This is a genomic window from Hespellia stercorisuis DSM 15480 (assembly GCF_900142165.1).
Classification (GTDB): domain Bacteria; phylum Bacillota; class Clostridia; order Lachnospirales; family Lachnospiraceae; genus Hespellia; species Hespellia stercorisuis.
Genome location: NZ_FQZY01000125.1, coordinates 1 through 4,392, shown reverse-complemented (window position 1 = coordinate 4,392; position 4,392 = coordinate 1). Strand labels below are relative to the sequence as shown.

Sequence of the window (4,392 nt, the reverse complement as noted above, 5' to 3'; positions counted from 1 at the left end):
CCAATTACCGAAATAATATCGCAAAACAGGTTTTAAAAATTCTCTGTTTTGTACAAAAATTAATTAGTTCCCCAAGGGGGTTCTGAACAGTTACCTTATAAAAAGAATAATTATAATATTTTCTCCTGTCTAAAACATTCTGCGATGTAATCCCTCGGCTGATAATAAAAGTCTGAATTATAGTTAGAAATCGCATCATTAATCCATGACTTATAAACTATCAATAATGTATCTATAGTATGACCTTCCGCAACATCTTCGATAAGTCTTTCATAAACCTCCCCAATAGTCCAATAGTCTGGAACTTCATATCTGCAGGAACTAATGTTATCAAATTTGCCGCTCACAATATGATTCATTTGGATATAATCATTAGCCACCTTCTCCATCGGTTCGCAATGAAGTGTAGCGGCATATTTATATATTCTTGCTATTGTCTTCGTTCCAAGCGAGTCTACCACATCACCGCGCTTTAACTTACATTCTCGACCAATATACTCTATTAAACTGCATGTAAAAAAGAGATCATTGTCATTCTTCATCATAGACTTCACATCCCTTCACAAATTCAAGAGTCATTAGTGCCCTTGCCGTATGAAAGCTAATCTGATGCGTCGGTTTCTTGAATTTTGCAAGTTCCCAAAATGCTTTTCTTGAGATTTTTCCATCTACATAGTTTTGAACATAATTAAAAATGGTATCATTGGCCATCGGGCCTTCCACAATATCATAATTATGAGACTTGCCCATTCGACAATCAACTATGAAATCAAGCCATTCTTCTGTCATATGGTCAAACTTTAAAACAAACAAGTCGTTATCTGGTTTGTATTTATACTCATTCAAAATTCCCCGGCCATTATATCGCACTGCCCAACGTTTTGCCTGTTCCTGATATAACGTACAATAAAAGCCATAATAAAAATCTTTATGAAATCTCGCCGTTCTTATTTCGGGATATTCAACAACATCTTGACTGCCGTGATATATTATTATTTCATTCATTATTCAGTATCTGACCTCCATTAATATCGATAAAGCTGATATAGCTATCTTATCATCTATACCAGCTTTATACAATCAACATTTTTTCTGCTGGATAAATAGTAAGCCTCAACTTTTTCTTTTGGTGCTATTCCTCCCCCTTATATCTCAATCAAAACATTCCACTTGCCATTACGTTTTCCATTCTCTCTGTAAATGTAACCTTTCTCCTGTAACTCCACTGTTCTACGTTTGATCGTTCGCTCTGACTTTCCGGATAACTCTGCAATTCTTTTTTGTGTTGCTGTTGGTTCTGTCTTAAGAATATTCAAAAGTGCCAATTCTTCTAACGTCAACTCCAAAGTGCCATTTTGGCACTTTGGAATATTTTCCGTGGCACTTTGAGTGGCACTTTCATCCTTATAATCAACGTGCATATATCTGTTTTTCAAATCATAATGCGTGTCCATTAACAGGTTTTCAAAAAACATATCCAAAAACTTTGTTGTCTCATGCACATTATTCTGCCAGTCATTATAATTCGCTCTTACCAGTGCATTTCTAAAGAACCAGGAATTAGCAGCAAATGTTTCATTACTTATGTCGAATCCGAAGGTTTTTAAATACTTGATAATAAATACTGCGGTTGTTCTGGTATTCCCTTCGCAAAATGGATGAATCTGCCAAATTCCAGAAGTGAATTTCGAGATGTGTTTCACTGATTTTTCCAGCGATAATCCCTCATAAGAATATTCCTTCTCTTGCTGGAAATCATACACTAATGTATCCTGGATACTATCAAAAGGTGCATACACAACGGTATCACCCTTAAGCACACATTCCTTCTTTGTTATATTATAATTTCTAATTCTCCCTGCGTGCTTGAAAACACCAGAAAACAATTTTTCATGAATATTTCTAAGCTCTGCCGGTGAAAATTGAAATGTCTTCTCACTCAAAAGTCTTGCTATTCTCACAGAAACGATGTCCGCTTCCTTTGTATCTGCGTCAACTTCGTTTCGATCCGTTCTCTCTTCGTAGTAACTTTGAATTCTTTTATCTGCATCAGTAATGCTAATTTTACCTTCAATATGTTCCTTCGCTGTATCCAAAAGGTATTCAGAGGTTTTTAATCCATCCACATCCTGAAGACCAATCGCTGTTTTCCAGGAATTACTCTTTTCTATTTCATCGGGTTCTCCCTGACGAATATACTCTTCCAGTTCAACTTGCCAGTTTTTATTATCAGCCATAAAGCATCTCCTTTCAGAAAATTCTATTCCAACGGTTTCTGTTTCCGATGCATTTGCGAATTATACTAATAATTAGCCATAGTTCATCATCAAAACCATGTCGCCTTCACCATCTTTATTATATAAATTGGTTCTTTAGATTCTTTTGATATAATAATATCTTTATTTCACTACGCTGTAAAGGTATTATTCATCAGCCATTGCTATTATGTCTAAAGATTCATCCGAAAAACAGCGAACCGTAATTGGTACTATAACCGTAAATATTATAGGAACATATATAGTTTTAGGAGTATCTGGAATTTCGAAGCAAATATACAACAATCTCAGATTCGAAGACGGAATTAAAACGATATTTATAGTTGGGAGGATTTCCTGCAATTCATTTGCGTGAATATACGACCAATGAAGCATATCCAATCGTAAAGGACATTTACAGTTCCAAGATTTTTGCAGATATTGTGAAGAGAAATCAAATTAAAAAAGTAGATCAATTAGAACGAGTTGTTAAATACGTATTTGATAACGTGGGGAATATTTTCTCGGCAGCATCAATTGCAAAATAGTGCAGATGCCATGCTGAAAAGTATTGTATATTTGGAACTTCCGCGCAGAGGCTATGAAGTATCTGTTGGTAAATTAGATAATTATGAAATTGATTTTATTGCAAATCGTAGTGGGGAGAAAGTATATATTCAGGTAATAAGTCTGTTCGCAGATACCGTTTTGCTTGCACCAAGTTGTAACAGTCATACCGCTTGACTGTCATTCTTTAATGAGCGATTTCCATTGCTCGCGTTTAAAATTTTTTTTACTTTAGTAACTCGATCCATGAGTGCCTCAACTAAATTTACTGTACACAACTATAACTAGCTTTATACTATACAGTTGTTTGGGATAATTATCGCATGAATCTAAATAAGATATAAGGCACTAACTTATTAAGCGTTTACGATAAATCGGCGGAAACTCAGGGCGAAAGATGTTGCTAGTTAATATGAAATGGAATATAATAGCATTATCTTAGCAAATATAAAAATAGAAACTAATTAACCGAGGATAATATATGATTATCCTCGGCTAGTAAAAGAAGATAATAAGTAATTATCCTGTATTCTAAGGTGATAGATAGTTTAAGTATTGTTGTTTTATTTGCAAAGAAAATGTATTCTATCTATTGTGGGTGATAAAATGAATTTTGATTATCAAATAATAATCCAAGAGTTTACTAATAATATTAGTAAACTTTTGGATATACATAACATAATAAGTATATTGACCATTATTACATCAACCATTACTATTTTAAGCGTAATTCATAAACTAAGACAAAGTAAATTAAAGGTATATACTCAATACATTTTAGATAATATTTTTATAGATAGAAAGACTGCACTCTGTGAAATTAGCAATGCCATAAAGAAAAAACATGTACTAATTAATATATATGGAAAAAAAGGAGTAGGAAAGAGTAAATTTCTTCAATTTTACTGTGATTTAGTTAATCATAAATTAAAAAGAAAAGATAGGAAAATTCTGAAAAAACAATTTAAAAAGAGGTCCGAATATAAATCATTACGTTTTTGCGGATGTAAAGCATTTTATTTAGAAATCTCTGGTTATCAAAATAGAAGTAATCTCAACAACCAAATCAGCGAAATTGTCACTGGTAAATCAGGATTCTCTAATATTGAGATTGCTGAAAAGTTAAAAAAAGCTTTTGTATTGCATAAAAAAATAATAATTATTATTGATAATGTGAATACACAAGGGTTAGAAAAAGAAATAGAAAATATAATAAAAATATTTGTAACTGTTCAGAACCCCCTTGGGGAACTAATTAATTTTTGTACAAAACAGAGAATTTTTAAAACCTGTTTTGCGATATTATTTCGGTAATTGGTGGATAACCAATTGTTTGTGATTGAATAATTTAATTCATTGTGGATTACTCTTTCAATCTTTCAAATAACTCTGATTCAAAGCCAAATTCTATGGCTTTTGAATATATTTAACAACAACTGAACATTGAAAAACATTACTTATCCACAGTCATTTTCACCATAGGTGAATCTATGTGAATTCGCTTTTTTCCTGAGTTTTTAGTACAATGGAGACATAAAACACAAGGAAGAAGGTGGTCTGAATGCCAATC

Annotated in this window: 4 protein-coding genes; 1 reads left to right on the top strand and 3 read right to left on the bottom strand. The window is 32.7% G+C overall.

The window, feature by feature from the left end:
• Nucleotides 1-110 precede the first annotated feature (110 nt).
• The 3 genes from BUB85_RS20550 to BUB85_RS20540 all read right to left on the bottom strand — a co-directional run bounded on the left by BUB85_RS20550 (nucleotide 111) and on the right by BUB85_RS20540 (nucleotide 2,237).
• Nucleotides 111-545 (bottom strand): hypothetical protein, encoded by a 435-nt coding sequence (locus tag BUB85_RS20550; protein WP_073113330.1) that lies wholly within the window; start codon nucleotides 543-545, stop codon nucleotides 111-113.
• Nucleotides 532-996, bottom strand: a complete 465-nt coding sequence (locus tag BUB85_RS20545; protein ID WP_073113331.1) for a DUF3990 domain-containing protein — start codon at nucleotides 994-996, stop codon at nucleotides 532-534. Before BUB85_RS20545 ends, BUB85_RS20550 begins: the two co-directional genes overlap by 14 nt.
• A gap of 149 nt (nucleotides 997-1,145) precedes the next feature.
• Nucleotides 1,146-2,237, bottom strand: coding sequence for a Fic family protein (locus BUB85_RS20540; protein WP_073113329.1), 1,092 nt, complete (start codon nucleotides 2,235-2,237; stop codon nucleotides 1,146-1,148).
• A 1,191-nt stretch (nucleotides 2,238-3,428) separates the two neighbouring features.
• Between BUB85_RS20540 and BUB85_RS20530 the strand changes: the two genes are divergently transcribed.
• Complete coding sequence (locus BUB85_RS20530; protein ID WP_073113327.1) at nucleotides 3,429-4,136, top strand: hypothetical protein; 708 nt, start codon at nucleotides 3,429-3,431, stop codon at nucleotides 4,134-4,136.
• Nucleotides 4,137-4,392: the final 256 nt, after the last annotated feature.

Coding starts and splice junctions, on each gene's coding strand:
- BUB85_RS20540 (WP_073113329.1), bottom strand. CDS start 2,237: ATGGCTGATAATAAAAACTGGCAAGTTGAACTGGAAGAGTATATTCGT.
- BUB85_RS20530 (WP_073113327.1), top strand. CDS start 3,429: ATGAATTTTGATTATCAAATAATAATCCAAGAGTTTACTAATAATATT.
- BUB85_RS20550 (WP_073113330.1), bottom strand. CDS start 545: ATGATGAAGAATGACAATGATCTCTTTTTTACATGCAGTTTAATAGAG.